The organism is Pseudomonas sp. PB120 (assembly GCF_009761815.1).
Lineage (GTDB): Bacteria > Pseudomonadota > Gammaproteobacteria > Pseudomonadales > Pseudomonadaceae > Aquipseudomonas.
In genome coordinates, this window is the sequence record NZ_RWIN01000038.1 from 216,703 (window position 1) to 236,299 (window position 19,597).

Sequence of the window (19,597 nt, forward strand, 5' to 3'; positions counted from 1 at the left end):
CGATGCCACCGAAAATGCCGCTGTTCAATGAGCGCATCTATGCCCCGTATAAAATTGCCGCCCTGGTGGAAGTCCTCAGTGAACAAGGCATCGCCCCGGCCGACAGCTTGAAAGGCAGCGGCGTCGAAGAAGACCAGATTTACGATGCGACGGCGCTGACCTCGGTGCGTCAGTACGCGGCGGTGTGCGGCAACGCGGTGTCGCTGTCGCAGGACCCGGCCACACCGTTCAAGACAGGCGCCCGCCTCCACCTCTCTGCGTATGGCATGTACGGCTACGCGCTGATGTCTTGTCTGTCACTGCGCGACTACTTCCGCCTCGGGGTGAAATATCACTCCCTGGCCACGCCAACCTTGACCATCGAATGGCACGAGTACGAACACGAGGCGGTGTGGACATTCCCGGATGCCGCCAACCCCAGCCCGTCACCCGACATCAAACAGTTCTGGATCGAGCAGCAATTCACCCAGCACGTCACCCACCTCCAGGACGTGTTCGGCCAAAGCTGCCCGCCGACCAAAGCCTGTTTTTCCTACCCGGCCCCGGCCCACGCCGAGATCTATTCGCAGTACCTGGGGTGCCCGTGCATCTTCGATCACGACCAATGCGAGTTGCATTACGACAGTGCAATCCTCGATCAGAAACCGCACCTGGCTCATCGGCTGACCGCGACTGTGTTGCAGGAAACCTGTGACCGATTGATCGGCCAGGCCAAGGTGTCAGCGGGGATTTCCGGCGAGGTGTATCAGATGATGATGCAGACGCCAGGGGAGTTTCCGAGCATGGAAATGGCCGCCGAACGGCTGCACATGACCACCCGCAGTCTGCGCCGAAAACTGCTTGAGGAAGATACGTCCTTCGTGGCGATTACCGACGACGTGCGCTGCTCGCTGGCCATCGAATACCTCAAGACCACGATCATGAGCACCGACGATATTGCCTTGTTGCTGGGCTTTTCCGAACCGACCAACTTCCGCCGGGCGTTCAAACGCTGGACGGGTAAAACGACCAAGGATTATCGCCAGGGTTGAGGTCGACAGACGCAGGGACGGTCCGTCAACCTCAACAGGCGGACCTTAAAGAATCGAGACCGGGTAGCTCAGGATCAGCCGGTTCTCGTTGAAGTCCGCCAGGCTGAAATCACGCTTGATCACCGAGTTGCGCCAGCGCAGCGACAGGTTCTTCAACGAACCGCTCTGCACGACGTAGGTCAACTCGGATTCGCGCCCCCACTCCTTGCCATCGCTGACGCCGCCGGACTGCACGTTGGACCCACGGATATAGCGGTTCATCAATGTCAGTCCCGGCACGCCCAAGGCAACGAAATCGAAGTCATGCCGAATCTGCCAGGAGCGTTCGTCCGCGAAGTCGTAACTGTTGCTGAAGCTGTCGTTAGCCAGTGTTGACCCGCTTGTACCGTTCAAGCGCATCCAGTTGTCACCGTCCACTTTTTGCAGCCCGACGTAGAACGTACTGCCTTGGTAACGGGCAGACAGCAACGCCGAGTAGGTCTTGTTATCCAGGTTTCCCGCGAGTTTTTTACCGTCGTCTTCGCCTTCGAAATAACCCAGGTTCGCACCGAGTAACCAGTCTCCGATCGGCTGGCTGTGAGTGAAGTTGAAATAGCGCTGGTGATAGATATCCTCAAGTTGCGCGTACCAGGCACCGACCTGGCTTCGATTGTCATTGAAGGCGTATTCCACACCGGAAAAATTGAAACGGTCCGAAGTCACGCCCGGCCGGTTGAACATGGACATCCGTTCCATGCTCGCGTCATTGCGGGGGCTGTTGCCCCGGAACTGCCCGCCATAAAAGGTGAAGTTCTCGAGGTCCTTGGAGGTGATCTGCGCACCACGAAAGGTCTGCGGCAATGACCGACCATCGTCGGATCGAATCACCGGCAGCGAAACCGACCATTCGCCAATTCGCGCCTGGGTTTTCGCGAAGCGGATTTTCGCCGCCAGTGCCAGGCGCCCGAAGTCATCTGCCGGCCGACCATCGTCGTGCACGGGCAGTAACTGCGTGTTGGTGGTGCCCTTGCCGCCATCCAGCTTCTGCGAGTACAGGCCCAGCGCATCAAGACCAAAGCCTACCGTCCCGGAAGTGAAGCCCGAACGGGCATCCATGATCACGCTCTGCGTCCACTCCTCGGCCTTGGCCTGGGGGTAGGCACTCTCGGTGAAGTTACGATTGATGTAGTAGTTCCTGAAGTTGGCGTTGACTTTTGCGTCTTCGAAAACGCCTTCCGCCATGGCAGGAAGGCAGATGAACGAGGTGCCCAGTAGCAACCACTTGAATGACCCGGAATCGCGCATAAGTACTCTCTTTTATTGTTATTCGGAGCGAGAAATGTTCATGCAATGTCTTCAGCGGTTTATCTCGGGCGACACTCCGCCCAAGACCGCGCCCAAGTGAATGCGCGGCCTGCGTCGACGTTTTGCATGGGGGCGATACTAATGGGATCAGGGGAAGATCATAAGATCTCAAGCAGACAACCTGAGATCCAAAAGGGACATCCTGTGATCAAACCTGGCGGTCTTTCGGAAGGTGGACTGCGGGAGACGGCTCAATGCAGGACGTCCATGCATCATGGAAAACATTAATGAGCTGGACGTCCACAAGCGGCACAGGACAAAGACAGGGAAAGCAACTTATGCAAGTCCGAGGAAAGACAGAACTACAGCGATCACCACCACCAACCCGACTATGTAAATAATGCTGTTCATGATTTTCACCTCTCAATTTGAATGAAGTCGCGCGATGAGGGTGTATTTGCGCAATGACTGAACCCTCTCCCGCTACTCTTATCGACAGCTACATAACGCAATAGCTCCTGTCCGTCCCCCGATGACTGATGAGATTTTCGAAAGTCGCGACGGACGGGCAGCGTTGAACGCAAAGGTAGTGATCTGGCCCAACGGCGCCTTTGTTTCTCATTCGACAGAAGGATGTTGTGCAGACGAATTTCAAAGGGAGCCCACGGTCTACCCTGTGCAGGGTGTGATAGTGACGACTCCCCCGAGCAGCAGTTTCGTCAGGTTGTCTTTTAGAGGATGCCCGTCAGTGGAGGTCTTTTCATGGTCAGGTCGCAAGCTGTGGATGCTCCCGTTCAAACCCTGCACCTTGAGCGCAATGGCTGGGTGCCGAACAACCCTCGCCTGCCAGTACTCATTTACATCAAGGCTATCACTGTGGATGGGAGCGACACGGCAGCCTTGTTTGAGAAAACCTTCACCGCCAATGGTTGGCCACCGCAGTGGCGCGACGGGGTCTATGACTATCACCACTACCACACTCAAGGGCATGAAGTGCTGGGCGTCTCCAGCGGGTTCGCTCGCTTGATGCTCGGGGGCCCGGAGGGACGCGTGTTGGAAGTCAGCGCTGGCGACGTTTTGCTCTTACCCGCCGGTACCGGGCACTGCAATGTGGAGTCCAGCGACGATTTTCTGGTAGTGGGCGCTTACCCGCCGGGCCAGCATCCAGATATCTGTCGCCAAGCGCCGAGTTCAGAACAACTGGACAGCATTTTAAGACTCCCGTTTCCTGAGCTAGACCCCATTCAGGGTTTGCACGGGCCAGTTAGCCGACATTGGATTTGAATGGAGGGCACCGTGCTGAGCAACTTCGGCGAGATGTTCCCGGATGCCAGTGACCGCCAGAAGATTCTTTGGCCCCCCCCGGCACGCCTGTTTGGCTTCACCGCATGACCCGATGACTGACGGGGAAATCAAACGGTTACGGCCGGCAACTCGCGATGCCGCCGGGACCTGCGGTCTATCTGAGCCAGGATCGTCCAGCCCTCACTGGACGAAATCCAGCGAAGCCTGACCAACATCCACCAACTCACTGATCTTCACAGCGGGATAACCAGCAGGCGATATGGCCAGCACCGGCGCCCAGCGTTCAGTCTCTGAAAAGCGGCCGTGTTTGTTACCGATGCCCCCGTGGTCACTGACAAAAAAGACCAGACGCTGGGGCCGCGCACCCTGTGCGGTGGGTGACGCAAATGCCTTCTCCCAGAGGCGACGAATGCGCGCGTCTGTTTCTCGCACAGCGGCCGCATAGCCCGGATCATTCGGGTCGAAAGCACCTTTATGGCCCGCATCGTCTACTGCATCGAGGTGAATGAAGGCCAGATCGGGCTGGCATGTGGGCCAGGTGGTCAAAACTTCCTGCTCGACCGCTGCATCGTTCTTACGCAAAAACGCCGCATGGTGTAGCCCCGAGGTCTCCCGCAATCGTCCCTCGACCAAGTCGTACAGCGGCTTCCAAGAGGTAATGAGCATACTGCGACTGTCAGCCCTGCGGGTTTGAAGACGCTCAAACACGGTTTGGCTTTTGACGGGGCCCCGGCTGTCGTTATCAACAATGCCATGTTCGCTGGCCCAGCTTGAGGTGAGCACGCTGATCCAGCCCGGCGCGGAAAACGTCTGCTGCGTGCGGCCGTTGCTGACATCGACCCTCCCCCACACCAAACCGTTGGACTCTGCCAACTTGGACAGGAACGGGGTCAGTACCGGGCTAACCGCATCGGTACGCAGGCCGTCGATGCCGATAATGATTACCTGTCGAACAGGCGCCAGCGGCGCAGCAGTACATTGCCCTGTCTCTTCGCTACGTGAACAGCCGAGCAGGCTTATCGCGCATAGCGTCAGCAGCAGCTTGAGTCTCGATGACAGGGTGAAATGCCGGGTATTGAATACCAATGCTGAATATCTCCAATGAAATCCAGGAGACTCCCTTTCAGAGTCGTCCTCTGCGCCATGGGCCGGGCAGGAGCCTTCCTGGAATTCACACGTTCGGTAGGTGCTGCGCACAAGATGAGGACTTAGTTAACCATCACCTCGTCCAGCGCCTGCTCGAGGGTGCTGACCGTGCGCTCGATATTGTTCAGTTTTTCGAGCCCAAACAGACCGATGCGGAAGGTCTGGAAGTCGGCCGGTTCGTCGCATTGCAACGGCACGCCGGCGGCGATCTGCAGGCCGTGGCTGGCAAATTTCTTGCCGCTCTTGATGTCGGCATCATCGGTGTAGCTCACTACGACGCCCGGGGCCTGAAAACCGGCTGCCGCCACGCTTTTAATACCTTTGCCGGTCAACATGGCGCGCACCCGGTCGCCCAGCGCCTGTTGTTCGTCGCGGACCTTGGCGAAACCGTAGGCTTGCGTCTCTTTCATCACTTCGTTGAACCGAGCGAGGGAATCGCTGGGCATGGTCGCATGGTAGGCATGCCCGCCCTGTTCGTAGGCCTGCATGATCTGTAGCCACTTTTTCAGGTCGCAGGCGAAACTGCTGCTCTGCGTCTGTTCGATACGCTCGAGGGCCAACGAACTGAACATCACCAGTGCGCAGCAAGGGGAAGCGCTCCAGCCTTTTTGCGGTGCGCTGATCAGCAGGTCGACTGCACATTTCTGCATATCTACCCAAATCGTGCCCGAGGCGATGCAGTCCAGCACGAACAGGCCCCCCACCGCATGCACGGCATCGCCGACGGCCCGCAGGTACTCGTCGGGCAGGATAATCCCTGATGAGGTTTCAACGTGGGGGGCGAAGACGATTTGCGGCTTTTGCGCCGCAATGGCGGCCAGCACTTCGTCCAGAGGCGGTGGGGCGTAGGCCGCCTGGCGACCCGTCTCGACCGGTCGGGCCTTCAGCACCGTGGTGGCCGCCGGGATGTTGCCCATCTCAAGGATCTGGCTCCAGCGATAACTGAACCATCCGTTGCGTATCACCAGGCATTGCTGACCGGTGGCAAACTGTCGCGCCACCGCTTCCATGCCGAAGGTGCCACTGCCCGGCACCACCGCAACCGCCTGGGCGTTGTAGACCTGCTTCAGGGTCGTGGAAATGTTCTTCATCACGCCTTGAAACGACTGCGACATGTGGTTGAGCGAGCGGTCGGTGTAGACCACCGAGTACTCGACCAGCCCCTCAGGATCGATATCGGGATAAAGCTTTGACATGGGGTGACTCCTTTGGCAGAGATGTCCGTGGTATCGACCCTGCCTTAAGCCTTGGCAAATGACAAGATTGCTTGGGATTGAATGACACAACACGGCAATCAAATCTTTCTGCAGATCCACTCCTGGCCAAGTTCTACCGTTGACCAACAACTCGCTTGCTACCTTTGGTGAAAGGCATCAATCGGCCAGAAGCGGACGGTTATTTTCAGCCGTTTATCTCAGCTGTCTGTCAGGCGGTACAGTGCTTGGGCATGGGATGCCGTTAACCCGGCACGCTCCAGTCTGTGCGCAGCGGCGGCGACCAAATGCCCTAGAGCACGAAGCTGATATTGCAATGGTCCAGGTCTGTTAGGGCGCGAACGGCCCAACTTCAGGTTGGCCAACCTTGTTGAGCGCGGCAGAGCCGGCGCAGATTCCCATCGCGCCGATAAGCAGAAAGCCCAAGAATAGTGGTTACGCGGCCATTCTCTGTTAATGTTTTCTGAGTGCTCGGCGCGTATTTTAAGAAAATCTTGGCTCGGTTAAAAAAATCTAGCCAGCGGCAGGGGAAAAAATGGGAAATCTAGTGGGTTACGCCCATTTGATATTGTTTTGCAGGGAGACCAAGTAGTCTTCGGTAAGTGGTTGGCGGTCATGTGCCTGGCGCAGCAACTGCACAAAACGCTCTGACTTCTGCTGGCTTGGTGCTTCCTTTTCAATCGCAAATGAGGAATCTGTTTCGCTCAGGTACGCCCAGTTGATGGCGCGGTCCATCATTTCCTTAGGCAAGGAAGCAATGAACTCTTTCGAACGCCCTAGAATGTCGTATTCAAGCAGAGCCTGGACTTCAGGCGTGCGTTCTACCGTCACGCAATATTGGAGCGTCCCCAGCCCATTGAAGTCCACGCGCCAGCGGTTGTTTCGCCCCGATGGGCCCGTGATGTAGCGTTCTGGATCAAAAAGCAGTACGCCGGGGCCCCGAGGCTTATCGGTGTAGTCCAGTAAATGGTCGGAATAGGCTTCCAAGAGGAAGCAGACTTTGCGCAGATAGCCGCTGCTGGGAGATTGGGTTACGGCCTCGACAAGGATTTGATCTTCAATTCGAGGTAGAGCCTGCGCCAAAACCGAGAGGTTGACGCCCCCTGTCTCCGTGGCCATGAAACGAGAGGAGCAACGCTATCTTGAATCTCTACAGAGCTTCTCGAAACCTGCGCGGCAATTCTGGGACGTTCGTTGGATCGATGCCGACAACATGTCGCTAAACTTCACCGGCGACCCAAGCCTCTATCGTTACTGGGATGCGACTGAATGTGTGGCCTTCACGCTGGAAATGGCCAAGCGGGCATTGGAAATCGAACTGAGGGAAGAAACCGAGTATCTGCGACGATACGACACGTTATTCAAGGTTGTTAATGACAATTACGACGTGCGCGGCAGCCTCTTGAGCAAGCTAATAATGCAGTGTTTAGACCAGAATGGGGTCGTATCAAAGGGCCGGCGCAAGCAATACAACGGGTATATCCAAGAAGAGGTTTTCGACTTCCTCGAAGGTCAAGCCCAGGCTCTTCTGGCAGAAACCTACGCAGAGCCTGACGACCAATAGGCCTCTGGCCAAACTCTCCTTTGGGTCGGAAACGGCCTTTCGTGAAAGGCATCAATCGGCCAGAAGCAGCCGGTGGAAGGAGCGACAGCAAATGAAAAGCTATGCTTGGGCTACTGTCGGAAACGATTGAGCAGATTGGGCTTTGCGCCCAGGGTGTATCAACCCCTTCAGTGGTGACCCGCTGTCACAATGCCCTACCTTGTCAGAGTTAGACGACTGAACAAGGAATGTAATCCACCAAGCCCGTGAATCACCCCACTTGAGGTCAGTTTAGCGTCAGACCCAAAGAGGAGTCCGTCATGTCCGTAGTCGATCGCCTCAGGTATTTGCGCGTCGTTCTGGTTTTGGCTGGCCTCGCGTGCCTTGCGCTCTACCCACTGATGTTGTTCTGGCCGTCCGGCTGGGCCTGGCACGTCGGTCACTCGGACTATCCGATGATGATCGTTGGCCTCTACGCCACACTTGGCGTGTTCTTGATCCTGGCCGCCCGTGATCCATTAGCCAATCTGAGCCTGATCTGGTTCACCGTGTGGTCTAGCGCCGTGCACGGAGGAATCATGGCCGTCCAGGCGGTCACCCAGCCGGAGCAAATGGGCCACTTGGCAGGTGACGTGCCGGCACTCTTGATCGTGGCGGTTGCCTTGGCCATCTTGACGCCCCGCACGCAATTGGCCGCTCGGCCTCGAACACACAAGGGGGCCTAAGAACAGGTGCTGTCAGGATCGAGATCCACAGCGTGAAAAACCCGCCGAAAACAAGTCTTCGCTATGCATATTTTATATGCTTTAAAGGCATTTCACGCGTAAGCCTTAAGCGACATTGAATATGCCAATAAAGAATAAGCAGCGTATTTTTTAGTATTTTATTTCTTCATTTATGCACCGTTATATGTTCGCTTCGATCCAGCGTCTCGCTGGAATTTGCAGGAGCATCAGCGTGATTCGAACGTTTTTTTTCAAAAGCATGTCCCTTCCCGCCGCCGCGCTTTCACTCGCCGCATTATTGGTGTCCAGCCAGGTAAATGCGGATACGGTCAAAGAGATTCGTATTGCAGTTCCCGACATCAGCGCGGGTACCACCCCCAGTGGGGCCGGGATTGTCGATGTGCTGCGCGAACAACAATCGCTAGAAAAGGAATTCGAAAAAGACGGGATCAAGATTCGCTGGGACTTCTTCAAAGGCGCTGGTCCCGCCATCAATGAGGCGTTGGCCAACGGCCAGGAGGACTTCGCCTACCTCGGTGATTTCCCGGCGATCATCGGCAAGGCCGGAGGCCTGGACACCCGTTTGCTGAGCGCGGTGGCCCGTGACGTCAAGCTCTACCTCGCGGTGCAGCCTGGCTCGGGCATCACCACGCTCGAAGCGTTAAAGGGTAAACGCGTGGCGATTTTCCGCGGTACGGCCACTCAGCTGTCGTTTGCTTCAGCGCTGGCTCACCAGGGCCTGAAGGAAAGCGACTACAAAGTGGTCAACCTGGATTACAACGCGGCGAATGCTGCGCTCGCGGCCAAGCAGATTGACGGCACATGGGCCGGCGCGGGCGTGTTTGCCCTGAAGGCTCGCGGCTTGGCCGACGTGCCGCTGAACACCGCGGACCTGGACGGCGCCGGCAGCATGCAGGCCGTGTTGTTGGGTCGTGGTGCCTTCGTTGACCAGCATCCCGAACTGGTCGCCCGCCTGATCAAGGCCCAGCAACCCGCCATTGCCTGGTTGCGCAATGACGAACACAAACAGGACTACATTAACCTGGTCGCACGGCTCGCCAGTTTTCCTGCGCAGATACTCACCGCGGATGCCGAAGGCCAGTCGCTGGTGAAGATTTTTGCACCGCAACTGGACGCCCCCTTCCTCGACAATTTGCAGCGCAGCGTTGATCTCGCGCTGGACGCCAAATTGATCCGCAAGGGGTTCGAGGTGAAGAGCTGGGCGGAACCGCGCTTCCTCGATGATGCGTTGCAAGCCGAGTCAAAACAGGCCAGCAACGCCCTCCAATCTCCTCAAGCCAGTCGTTGATAATAAGGATTCCCCATGACCACTTTGTTCATCTTCCCCGGTGCCTGCTCGTTCGCCGCCCATGTTGTGATTCACGAACTGCAACTGCCCATCACCGTCGAGCGAGTTGTGCTCGGTAGTGAGGATTCACCTTATCGCCGGATCAACCCGACCGGCCGAGTGCCGGCGTTGCTGCTGGATGATCAGACCCTGCTGACCGAAAACACCGCGATCCTGCCGTTCCTCGCCGACTTGCGCCCCGGCACTTCGCTGTTTGCCCCGGCCGGTTCGGTGGAGCGTGCGCAGATTCAGGCCTGGCTCGGTTACGTGGCGACCGAGGTGCACGTTGGCGCGTTTCGGCCGATCAACCGTCCCGAGCGTTACAGCGTCGACGAAGCGGCGTTCCCCGGCATCCGTCAGCGAGCGTTGCAGCAACTCGCCAACGCCTTGAAACCCATCGAAGCGCGGCTGGCACAGTCGGATTATCTGGTGGGCGATCGCCTGACCCTGGCGGATATCTACCTCGGTGTGTTTGTGGGCTGGAGCGCCCGTGCGGATGATTTGTTGGCGGAGTTCCCGGCGTTGCGGGCCTTCCTCGGGCGTTATCGCGCGCGGGAATCGGTGGTGCAGGCACTGGCCGCAGAAGGCCTGGCCTGAGTGCCATCGTGGACGGATATTTGAGCGAGCCGGAGTGACCGCATGCCTACCATCGATACCATTGCCACCTGGGCCCAAGTCATCGCCCGCACGCTGGAAGCCCAGGGCATCGACACGGCCCCGCTGCTGCGTGAAGCCGGTATCGGCCCGTGTAATCTGCATGACCCCAACCAGCGCATTGCGCTCGCGTGCATGAGTGCATTTTGGCGCGCGGCGCGACGGGTCAGCAATGACGAGTGTTTCGGTCTGCACGTGGCGAAGCACAGTTACGCGACAGACTTTCACGGACTGTTTTTCGCCGCGCAAAGTAGCTCGACCGTGATCGAGGCACTGGAGCGCGGCGTCCGTTACGCCCCGGTGATCACGACGGCGGCGGCAATGAGCCTGGTGCACGGCCCTCACACGGCGCGGTTGATCTACGGGGTGGCTGCGGGCGCCGAGGTGGAGCAGATCGCCACCGAAGCGTCGATCGCCTGCGCGGTTCGATTCACCCGCCAGACCTGGGGCGACTTGCCGATCGTGCACTGCGTACGGCTCGCCCGCCCTGCCCCCGAGGACCCGCTGCGCTGGGCACGGATGCTCGGTTGCCCGGTGCACTTCGACGCGAGCGAGAACGCCATCGAGTACACCAATCGCTGGCTCAATGCGCCGCTGAGCAGCGCCAATCACGAAGTGGCTCAGGGGCTGGACAGCGTGCTGAATGACTACCTGGAACGCCAACGCAAACTCAACCTGCCGGAACGGGTGCGCGGCGCCATCGTCCGTTATTTGCCGCTGGGAGAAGTGCAGCAGAGCCGTGTCGCCGAGGATCTGGGCATGAGCGTGCGCAATCTTCATCGGCACTTGCTCAAGCACGACACCAGCTTCAAGACATTGCTCGATGAAAGCCGTCGTCAACTGGCCTTCAGTTACCTGCGCCAGACCGATTGCTCGATCAACGAGATCTGCTATCGGTTGGGGTTCAACGAACCCAGCAGTTTCAATCGCGCGTTCCGCCGCTGGACCGGGGCGAGCCCAGGAAAATGGCGGCGCGATGACCTGCACCTGGTGCCCGAGTCGTATGTGCCAAGGCCAGCAGTCGCCTCTTCCTCAGCCTTTGACCGGGCGTTCTCGATTGCGGTCTAGGCCGCTTGTCTGCGACGGACCATAGGTTGTCCGCGCAGGCCCCTTTTCTCACCGACACACTCCTTAGCATGGCAATCCTAGCGTGCCCGACCCCAAGCGTCGCGCGGCAACAAGGAGCCTTCTGTCCATGCTTTTACGTTATTCGGCCACCACGGCCCATCGCCTCAAGCCGCTGAGCTTTTCCTTATGGCTGGCGCTGCCCGGTGTGCTGTCCGCCACCCAGAGTTTTGCTGCCAGCGACAGCGACGCGCCGGTAAATACCGCCGCTCAGGCGGATGACGCCACGCCCCGGCTGGAGCACGTCACGGTGACTGCCCGCCGCCGCGAAGAAGCGTCGCAAGACGTACCAACGCCGATCACCACGCTGAGCGGCGCCAATCTGGAAAGCCAGCGCATCTACAAGATTCAGGACCTGCAACAGGCATTGCCCAGCGTTAACGTTGCGTACGTGCATGCCCGGGTGTCCAGTTTCGCCGTGCGCGGAATTGGCAACAACCCGGCCAGCGATGGCCTCGAAGGCAGCGCCGGCATCTACCTCGACAACGTCTACCTGGGCCGCCCCGGCATGGCGGCGTTCGACCTGCTGGACGTCGAGCAACTGGAGCTGTTGCGCGGGCCGCAAGGTACCTTGTTCGGCAAGAACACCACGGCCGGCGTGCTGAACATTACGACGCGCGCCCCGACGTTCACCCCGGAGCGCAGCCTCGAAGTGTCGGGCGGACAGGACGGTTATTTTCAAGGCAAAGGCAGCGTGTCCGGGCCGTTGACCGACACCCTGGCAGGTCGTCTGTCGTTCTACCGCACGCGGGATGACGGCTACCTGAACAATCAGCATGACGACCGCACGTTGCTCGGCGGTGAACGTGAAGGGTTGCGCGGGCAATTGCTGTTCAAGCCCAACGACGATTTCAGCCTGCGCTGGATCAATGAATACAACAGCGAAAACTCCAGCAGCGGCAGCAGCGTGATCTACGGTGCCGGCGCGCAATTCTGGCGCAGGGCTGCGCTGGTCGGCGCCCACCCCGAAGTCGGCAAAAGCAACATCGATGGGCGCCAGAACGTCAGCGTGCATCAGAACGCGAGCTCCGTGGAAGCCAACTGGAACCTCGCCGGTGGCTACACGCTGACCTCCATCAGTGCCTACCGCAGTTGGCATTTCAACCCCGCCAACGACGCCGACCAGCTGGAAGTGCCGGTGATCAAGGACTTTGGCTACGAAGTGCACGACCGGCAGTTTTCCCAGGAAATCCGCCTGGCCTCGCCCAAGGGCGAGTACTTCGATTACGTCCTGGGGGCTTATGCCTTCAAGCAGGACCTGGGCAACCGGATCTTCACCAACCTCGGTCCGCTGGCGGATCTCAACCTGATTGGCGCGAACCTCAATGCGCTGAACAACGTCAACAGCAAGGTCAATGGCAAGGTCGATACCGAGAGCTATGCCTTGTTCGCCCAAGGCACCTGGCACCTGACCGATCGCTTGGATTTCAGCGCCGGGGTGCGTGGCACCTACGAAGAAAAAGACGCCAATGTGCAGCGCTTTGCGCCTACGGGCGGCGGTACACCGGTGGTGATTCCCGGTGTGGTGGACGGCAACGCGATACGCGCGGGCCAGGTCGGCGCCTACGACAGCGGCGACCTGCACATGCACAACGCGGCGCCATCGTTTCTGGCCAACTTGAGCTACCACTTTACCGATGATGTACTCGGGTATACCTCGCTGTCCCACGGCGAGAAGTCGGGTGGCGTCAATCTCGCCGTAGGCTCGGCTCCAAGCGCGGGGGCGGAATCGTTGCTGGTCGGTCCGGAACGGGCGAACGATGCTGAGCTGGGTATTAAGAGCCAATTGTTCGACCATCGCTTGCAGCTCAATGCGAACGTGTTCTGGACCGGTGTGAATGGCTATCAGGCGACTACGTATTACCAGCCGCCCGGTTCACTCACGGGTTACCAGTTGCTGACGAATGCCGGCTCGGTGCGCTCACGCGGCGTGGAGTTCGAGGCGACTGCCGTTCCGGTGCGCGGCCTGACGCTCAACGTCAACGGCTCGTTCAACGATGTGACCTACCTGTCGTTCAAGAACGCGCCCTGCCCTGCAGAAACCACCGGGGCCGCCACGTGCGACCTGAGTGGCCAGCGCGTGGCCGGCGCTTCGCGCTGGATCGGTAACGTCAACGGCGAATACAAATGGCCGCGCATCGACGGCATCGAACCTTACGCCACGGGCAGCTACGCCTATCGCTCCGACAGCGAAGGCACGCTGGACAATTCCGACCTGTCGAAAATCGATGGCTACGGCCTGGCGAACTTCTCCGTGGGTGCTCGCGTGGACTATGGCGATGGCTTGCTGGACGCCTCGCTGTGGGTCAAAAACGCCTTCGATCGCGAGTATTACCTGGCGGTCGGCAGCGGCTCCAACGGCCTTTACACCGCATCGCCCGGCCAGCCTCGCACCGCCGGTGTGACCCTGCGTTATGACTTCTGAGGTAACTATGAAACAAGCACAGATGAGCCTTGGCGCCTTTCTCATGAGCAGCGGTCATCACCTGGCTGCATGGCGTCACCCTCGCGCCTGGTCAGGCGGCGGGCTGGATTTCCAGCACTTCAAAAAACTGACGGTGAGCGCAGAGCGCGGCAAGTTCGACGCGATATTCTTCGCCGATAACCTGGCACTGATGGGATCACCGGAACTGGGGCAGTACACCACCGCCGGCGACGTGTTCGATCCCCTGGTTCTGCTGTCGGGGCTGGCGGCCGTGACAGAACGCATCGGCCTGGTCTCGACCGTGTCGACCAGCTACAACGAACCGTATTTGCTGGCACGCAAGTTCGCCTCCCTCGACCACCTGAGCGGCGGCCGCAGTGGCTGGAACCTGGTGACGTCGGCCACCGATCTGGAGGCGCTGAACTTTGGCCGGGAACAGCATTTCGAGCACGGTGACCGCTACGCCCGTGCCGAGGAATTTATCGATGTCGTGACCGGGTTGTGGGACAGCTACGAGGACGAAGCGTTTGTACGAGACAAAGCCAGCGGCGTGTTCTTCCAGCCCGACAAGCTGCACGTGCTCAACCACAAGGGTGAGCATTACCGGGTGCGCGGGCCACTGAATATTCCTCGCACGCCTCAGGGTTACCCGGTGCTGATTCAGGCAGGCTCTTCGGAACCGGGCAAGGCCCTCGCCGCCCGCACCGCTGAAGTGGTGTTCACCGCGCAACAGACGCTGGGCAATGCCCAGGCGTTCTACGCCGACGTCAAAGGCCGCCTCGCCGGCTACGGACGCCGGCCTGATCAGCTAAAAATCATGCCCGGAATTTCGCCGGTGATCGGTCGAACACAAGCGGAAGCCGAGGACAAATACCAACAGTTGCAGGACCTGGTCGAGCCGCGGGTCGGGCTTGGATTGCTCGCGGGCATGGCCGGCGGGTTTGACCTGTCCGGCTATGACCTGGATGGCCCGTTACCGGAGTTGCCGCTGAGTAATTCGATGCAAAGCCGCCAGGCACTGTTCATCGACCTGGCCCGCCGGGAAAATCTGAGCATTCGTCAGCTGTACCTGAAAATCGCCGGCGCGCGCGGCCACCACACCGTCATCGGCACCCCGAAAACCATCGCCGACACCCTGGAGCAATGGTTCGTCGAGCAGGCTGCCGACGGCTTCAATATCATGCCGCCGTTCCTGCCCGAAGGGCTGGATGATTTCGTTGAAGGCGTGGTGCCGTTGCTGCAACAGCGCGGTCTGTTCCGCCAGGAATACAGCGGCACGACCCTGCGCGAACATCTGGGTCTGGAGCGACCGGGCAATCGGTATACGCGCTAGCCCCTGATGCTGGGGGCTGAGCAGCCAGTGGCTGCCCTACCCCTCAGCTCATCGGGAACGGGCTCAACCGACGCGCGTCTCGCTGATCGCCACGCCCTTACGCCCCAGTTGCTTGACGCTGTACATCGCCTGATCCGCTTCTTTGAGCAACCTATCAAGATTCCGGCCATGATTCGGGCAAAGCGAGACCCCAATGCTGCACGAGATCGTTATCACCCCCACGCTCGTCGCGACGTTCTGTGCGACAGTTTCCAGCACCTTTATTGCCTTCTGTTCTGCGCTTTCAGCATTGATCAGCCCGGTAATGAGAATGACAAACTCATCCCCACCGTACCGTGCGACGGTGTCACACGAGCGCGTGGCTTGCAGCATTCGGGTGGCGACCGCTCGCAACACCTGGTCGCCGACATCGTGGCCATGCTTGTCATTGATTTCCTTGAAGTGATCCAGGTCAATCAGCAAGACTGCGAACGGCACACCCTTTTCTTTCCAATGGTCATAAGCCTGAGCAAAACGGTCTGCGAACAGATAGCGGTTAGGGAGCTGGGTCAGCACGTCATGGCTGGCGAGATAGGCCGAGCGTTCGTGCTCCACCTCAGCCGTTTCAATCGCCTTGAAATGCCGAATCAATACCAAAGGTATGAGCACCAGTGCGCCGGCGAGCATCGTCAGGATGATGAGCGTCTCTTCAGTCAGAACATCCCCAAAACGCAGCTGACGCTCGAACGATAACGTCATTGGCTGTGAAGAACTTCTGAGTTCGACATGATCGGAAAGACGTGGCAACAGCAACTTGTCCAGGTACCCGGCTTGCTCCGTTTCTGTCGAAAAAACCGTGCTCTCCGTCCCTGCGCCGTTTTTCAAGACAGCGACGATATGAACCAGGGTATCTGTGTTCGCGCCGTTTACTGCGTCCAGTAACGAACCTGTTTTTATTAAAAGCAGGGACACCATGGTGCTGCCGAAAAAGTTAGGCCGTGTGTTCTCCCGCCCTTGATCAACCCTGCTGACTGACTGCATGAGGATGTACGCATTGCCGCCCTCGTACATCGAAAATACGGGGGATACGACGGGCTTCTGACTGTTGTAGGTACGCGCCAGTGCGTAGGAGAGATGCCCCACGGTTTCCAGCCTGACGCCATAAATCGAACTGGATTCCGGGAGTAACGGATACATGAACAACACCGGCCATGTCTCGTTCAGAAAAGCCTGGTTCTGGGCAGGCTGCTGAGCAAGGCCAGGGAAGTCCTTCAGTCTGAAATCCGGACGCCAGGTCCGGCGTAAGAGATCTTCAAAGGCAGCCTGCTCAGCGACGGGAACTGCCCTGGCGGCCTCAAGCATATAAATATGTGGGTAAGCGGATAACACCGCAGCGGCATAACGGGCCGTCGCTTGCGTATCGCTCTGATCGACCGCCTGAAGAAACGCCGAGAACCCTGCCAATACCGCTTCGTTGGTATCCAGCTGATTGCGCACGATGCCGGAGATGTTCTGCACGTATTCCGAGAACCGTGTTTCACGGCGCTGGGTCTCGGACTTCAACAGCAACATGGCAGAAAAACCAACCAGGCTGATCGCCAGGATGATGAAGCCCGCTAAGGTGCTGCGCCTCTTACTGAGCATCATTCGGATAGAACAATAGGAGGGAGGAACGCACTACTTCGCAGACCTTTGCATGGAATCCTGCTTTTGTTGATGGCCATCAGGGCCGCAGGCCCCGGGCTGGCAATGGCCATTTCGGCAACCCATGAAAAAGCAAGAATCGAGTGAAATTCCATTTTCCAGACTCGTAACGGGAAAGATGTCGCATATTACAGGAGACGACTGGAAACAGAATCTTGTGTCGTGTTTCACCAAGAGAAAGCCGTCTAAGCTAATTCGATATAATTATTTATTCTAAATTTAATAGATCATTAACATCTAAGCAGGTCGGCGCCTGAGAATTCAAAAATGCGCTGCTTACTCCTATCTGCTCAGGAATCCATAACAATGAAAACGCTGAAACGCGCCGGGTATCTCATCTCCGCTTTGGGCCTTGCTGTACTTTCTTTCAATGCACATTGCGCAGACCTGACCATTGGCTACATCAATGGCATTGACCCCATCAAACGCGCCATTGCCGATGGTGAGTATGAGAAAGGGATCGGCGAAAAAATTGATTGGCGTGCATTCGATGCCGGCCCCGCCGTTTTGGCGGCCATGGCTTCTGGGGATGTGCAGATCGGTAACCTGGGTTCGAGCCCGTTGGCTGCTGCAGCTTCTCGCAACATGCCACTCGTTGCGTTCATTGTCAGCGCACAGATTCGCAGTTCCGAAGCCTTGGTTGTCCGCGATGGCAGTGGCATAAAAAATCCTGGGGATCTGCTCGGAAAAACCATCGCGGTGCCGTTTGTTTCGACCTCCCACTACAGCTTGCTGGGAGCGCTGAAACATTGGAACCTCGACCCGCGCAAGGTCAACATCGTCAACCTGACACCCGCTCAGATCACAGCCGCCTGGGCGCGTGGAGATATCGACGGGGCATTTACCTGGTCGCCCGCGCTGGGTGAAATTCGCAAGACCGGCAAAATCCTCACCGATTCTTCCGAGGTCTCAAACTGGGGAGCTCCGACCTTTGAAGTGTGGGTTGCTCGCAAAGACTTCGCGGAAAAGAACCCCAAGGTCGTTGCCGATTTTGCCAAAGTCAGCCTCGCTGCAATTGCTGACTATTCCGCACACAAGAACGACTGGACAGCCACTTCAGAACCGGTCAAGAGCATTGCCAGGCTGACCGGCGCCAATGCTGCGGATATTCCTGAACTGCTCGATGGATCATATTTCCCAACGACCTCGGAGCAAAAAAGTGCGCAGTTTCTCGCGGGCGGCACCGCCAAGGAAATCGGCAAGACTGCCGAGTTTCTGAAAGAGCAGGGAAAAATCGAAAAGGTTTTGCCTGACTATGCGTCCTTTGTCAGTGACAAGTTTATCGGAGAGTAATAATGAGCCTGACTCTTCGCCCTCTCGGCCCCACCATCGGGGCCGAGGTTGAAGGCCTGGACATGCGCCAGTCTTTGAGCGAACAAGAACGCCACTGGATAGAGCAGGCGCTGCTGAAACATCAGGTGTTGTTCTTTCGAAACCAGACGATAACGGCTGCCGAGCACGTGGGGTTTGCCTCGCGTTTCGGCGACCTGCACCGGCATCCGATTTATCCGCATGTCGATCAGCACCCGGAGTTGCTGTTGATCGACACCGCGATTACGGACGTGCGCGACAATGCGATCTGGCACACGGACGTAACGTTCCTGGCAGCACCGGCGATGGGATCTGTACTGGCCGCCAGGCAAGTGCCTGCCTTCGGCGGCGATACGTTATGGGCGAATGGCGTGGCCGCTTTCGAAGCCTTGTCCGCGCCTGTCAGGCAGTTGCTGGATGGCCTCACGGCCACTCATGAGTTGACCAAGTCATTTCCAACCGAGCGGTTCGGCAGTACGCCCGAGGCGCTGGAGCGTTATGAAAAAGCCCGGAAGGATCATCCGCCGCTGTCCCATCCGGTCATCAGGACTCATCCCGCCACCGGCCGTAAGGCACTGTTCGTCAATGAAGGCTTTACCACTCGCATCAATGAACTTGAAGCAAAGGAAAGTGAGGTGCTGTTAGCCTTCTTGTTCAGTCATGTGAGCCGCCCCGAATTCACGGTTCGCTGGCAATGGAAAACCAACGACGTGGCGTTTTGGGATAACCGAATCACCCAGCACTACGCGATAGATGACTACCGTCCCCACAGAAGAGTCATGCACAGGGCGACTATCCTGGGTGATGTGCCGTTTTAAAGAGGCTTTTCAAAATAGACGCGATTGAAACCGTCCTCTGTTCGTTGCGCTACTTTCGCATACCCTAGCTTGGGGTAAATGAGGAGGTTCTCGGTCATCATCTCATTGGTGTACAGATGCACGGCCGTCATACCTGATTGCCGGCCGGTGCTTTCACAAAAGCCAATCAGTGATTTACCCACACCGCGCCCGGCTGCACTTGGCAGGACTGCCACATTTTCCAACAGAATGTGCCTTTCTTCGGTGTAGAACACGATGAAGCCTTGAAAGGTGGCTTGCTCGTCCGTCGCAACATAGACGATACCAGCAGCAATCTGCGCTGCGTAATCAGCAACCATAGGGGCTGGTTTACGGCCGATTGCTGCCACATATTGTGAGTAAGCTTGTTCGGCGCACTCTCTGATGTTGGGCTCGTCGTTTGCTGTGGCTAGCCGGATCATGGCGGTCTCTTTGATTGTTGAGACCCAATACTCTCCGACTGATATTCCCTTCGCAACTTCTGATTTGCCATCCATGCGCCGCAGAAACTTTCCTGCGGGCAAAACAAAACCCCAACTGCTTGCGCAATTGGGGTTTCGGAATTTAATCTTGACGATGACCTACTCTCACATGGGGAAACCCCACACTACCATCGGCGATGCATCGTTTCACT

Annotated in this window: 16 protein-coding genes and 3 pseudogenes; 12 read left to right on the forward strand and 7 right to left on the reverse strand. The window is 58.0% G+C overall.

The genetic code is table 11. From position 1 onward, the window contains the following. Positions 1-2 precede the first annotated feature (2 nt). On the forward strand, positions 3-1,031 hold the full coding sequence (locus EJA72_RS07285) for an AraC family transcriptional regulator (RefSeq protein ID WP_157710807.1): 1,029 nt from the start codon (positions 3-5) through the stop codon (positions 1,029-1,031). 45 nt (positions 1,032-1,076) lie between these two features. Here EJA72_RS07285 and EJA72_RS07290 read toward each other — a convergent pair whose 3' ends face one another. Beyond that, positions 1,077-2,315, reverse strand: coding sequence for an OprD family porin (locus EJA72_RS07290; RefSeq protein WP_157710808.1), 1,239 nt, complete (start codon positions 2,313-2,315; stop codon positions 1,077-1,079). A 762-nt stretch (positions 2,316-3,077) separates the two neighbouring features. Between EJA72_RS07290 and EJA72_RS07295 the strand changes: the two genes are divergently transcribed. Further along, positions 3,078-3,599 (forward strand): cupin, encoded by a 522-nt coding sequence (locus tag EJA72_RS07295; RefSeq protein WP_157710809.1) that lies wholly within the window; start codon positions 3,078-3,080, stop codon positions 3,597-3,599. A 201-nt stretch (positions 3,600-3,800) separates the two neighbouring features. On the opposite strand, the gene EJA72_RS07300 is transcribed toward EJA72_RS07295, so the two are convergent. From EJA72_RS07300 to EJA72_RS07310, 3 genes and pseudogenes are all read right to left on the reverse strand, one after another. Further along, positions 3,801-4,706 carry an alkaline phosphatase family protein gene (locus EJA72_RS07300; RefSeq protein ID WP_157710810.1) on the reverse strand — a complete coding sequence of 302 codons (906 nt, stop codon included), beginning with the start codon at positions 4,704-4,706 and terminating at the stop codon, positions 3,801-3,803. A gap of 122 nt (positions 4,707-4,828) precedes the next feature. Next, positions 4,829-5,962: an aminotransferase class V-fold PLP-dependent enzyme gene (locus EJA72_RS07305; protein WP_157710811.1), complete on the reverse strand. Its 1,134-nt coding sequence runs from the start codon at positions 5,960-5,962 to the stop codon at positions 4,829-4,831. Between the two features lie 585 nt (positions 5,963-6,547). Continuing rightward, a pseudogene (locus EJA72_RS07310) lies at positions 6,548-7,081 on the reverse strand (cell filamentation protein Fic); the annotation flags it as partial. A 1-nt stretch (position 7,082) separates the two neighbouring features. Here EJA72_RS07310 and EJA72_RS07315 point away from each other — a divergent pair. The 7 genes and pseudogenes from EJA72_RS07315 to EJA72_RS07345 form a co-directional block, all read left to right on the forward strand. After that, positions 7,083-7,544, forward strand: a pseudogene (locus tag EJA72_RS07315) (cell filamentation protein Fic); the annotation flags it as partial. Positions 7,545-7,843: 299 nt separating this feature from the next. Further along, complete coding sequence (locus EJA72_RS07320; protein WP_157710812.1) at positions 7,844-8,248, forward strand: DUF6632 domain-containing protein; 405 nt, start codon at positions 7,844-7,846, stop codon at positions 8,246-8,248. A 259-nt stretch (positions 8,249-8,507) separates the two neighbouring features. After that, positions 8,508-9,557 carry an ABC transporter substrate-binding protein gene (locus tag EJA72_RS07325; RefSeq protein WP_157710839.1) on the forward strand — a complete coding sequence of 350 codons (1,050 nt, stop codon included), beginning with the start codon at positions 8,508-8,510 and terminating at the stop codon, positions 9,555-9,557. Positions 9,558-9,572: 15 nt separating this feature from the next. Then, a complete protein-coding gene (locus EJA72_RS07330; protein WP_157710813.1) occupies positions 9,573-10,193 on the forward strand; it encodes a glutathione S-transferase C-terminal domain-containing protein in 621 nt (206 codons plus the stop codon). Positions 10,194-10,235: 42 nt separating this feature from the next. After that, positions 10,236-11,318, forward strand: a complete 1,083-nt coding sequence (locus EJA72_RS07335; protein ID WP_157710814.1) for an AraC family transcriptional regulator — start codon at positions 10,236-10,238, stop codon at positions 11,316-11,318. Between the two features lie 127 nt (positions 11,319-11,445). After that, a complete protein-coding gene (locus tag EJA72_RS07340) occupies positions 11,446-13,800 on the forward strand; it encodes a TonB-dependent receptor (protein WP_157710815.1) in 2,355 nt (784 codons plus the stop codon). A 7-nt stretch (positions 13,801-13,807) separates the two neighbouring features. Next, entirely contained in the window at positions 13,808-15,133 is a 1,326-nt protein-coding gene (locus tag EJA72_RS07345) for an LLM class flavin-dependent oxidoreductase (protein WP_157710816.1), read from the forward strand. Between the two features lie 63 nt (positions 15,134-15,196). Here EJA72_RS07345 and EJA72_RS07350 read toward each other — a convergent pair whose 3' ends face one another. Next, positions 15,197-16,756: a sensor domain-containing diguanylate cyclase gene (locus EJA72_RS07350; protein ID WP_157710840.1), complete on the reverse strand. Its 1,560-nt coding sequence runs from the start codon at positions 16,754-16,756 to the stop codon at positions 15,197-15,199. Positions 16,757-16,818: 62 nt separating this feature from the next. Further along, a pseudogene (locus EJA72_RS29175) lies at positions 16,819-16,911 on the reverse strand (LysE family translocator); the annotation flags it as partial. A gap of 211 nt (positions 16,912-17,122) precedes the next feature. Between EJA72_RS29175 and tauA the strand changes: the two are divergent. Next, positions 17,123-18,109 (forward strand): taurine ABC transporter substrate-binding protein, encoded by a 987-nt coding sequence (tauA, locus tag EJA72_RS07355; protein WP_157710817.1) that lies wholly within the window; start codon positions 17,123-17,125, stop codon positions 18,107-18,109. A 2-nt stretch (positions 18,110-18,111) separates the two neighbouring features. Continuing rightward, on the forward strand, positions 18,112-18,945 hold the full coding sequence (tauD, locus tag EJA72_RS07360; RefSeq protein ID WP_157710818.1) for a taurine dioxygenase: 834 nt from the start codon (positions 18,112-18,114) through the stop codon (positions 18,943-18,945). Here the strand turns inward: tauD and EJA72_RS07365 are convergent. After that, entirely contained in the window at positions 18,942-19,385 is a 444-nt protein-coding gene (locus tag EJA72_RS07365; RefSeq protein WP_157710819.1) for a GNAT family N-acetyltransferase, read from the reverse strand. The two genes, tauD and EJA72_RS07365, sit on opposite strands and share 4 nt — an antisense overlap. Here EJA72_RS07365 and EJA72_RS29020 point away from each other — a divergent pair. Beyond that, the coding region (locus tag EJA72_RS29020; RefSeq protein WP_218574356.1) for a hypothetical protein at positions 19,384-19,597 on the forward strand (214 nt) is incomplete at its 3' end. The genes EJA72_RS07365 and EJA72_RS29020 overlap by 2 nt on opposite strands.